Raw genomic sequence first — 508 nt, 5'->3', positions numbered from 1 at the left:
GGTGTAGGCGTGGATCGTCGTCATGAAGCCGCGGACGAGGCCGAACCGCTCGTGCAGCACCTTGACCATCGGGGCGACGCAGTTGGTGGTGCACGAGGCCAATGAGACGATCTCGTGGATGGCCGGGGTGTCCATGATGCACGCGGTCGGTTCGGCCGTGCGGCCTTCCTTGACGCGGGCCAGGCCGGTCAGCTCGTAGTTGAGTTGTGCGAAAATTCCCTCGTCGCGCCAGGCTGCGTAGTAGGCGTAGACGGTGTTGTAGGACGGGAAGTCGTGCGGTAGATATTTCCAGGCGATTCCCGTGCGGTTGACATATAGGATCGCGTTGAAGACATCCCGTAGTTCGACTGAGGCCGGTTGACCGGTGGGCCGGCGGTCGAGGAGCAATCGTCAAGACCTGTGGATCAAGTTCTTAAGCGGCTGCCGATGAAGGCTGCCCCTCAGGGCGTTCGACGAGTTTGCCGTTGACGAACGTCGCCCCAGCGCGGACCAGCGCGACGAGATGCGG

Annotated in this window: 1 pseudogene; it reads right to left on the bottom strand. The window is 62.6% G+C overall.

Going from position 1 to position 508, the window contains the following annotated elements:
• A pseudogene (locus ACTWQA_RS59195) lies at nt 1-381 on the bottom strand (transposase); the annotation flags it as partial.
• Nucleotides 382-508 lie beyond the last annotated feature (127 nt).

It is taken from the genome of Nonomuraea sp. 10N515B, assembly GCF_052245915.1.
In the GTDB taxonomy this organism is placed as follows: domain Bacteria; phylum Actinomycetota; class Actinomycetes; order Streptosporangiales; family Streptosporangiaceae; genus Nonomuraea.
The sequence above is the reverse complement of the archived record's forward strand: the minus strand, read 5'-3'. Positions and strand labels throughout refer to the sequence as shown.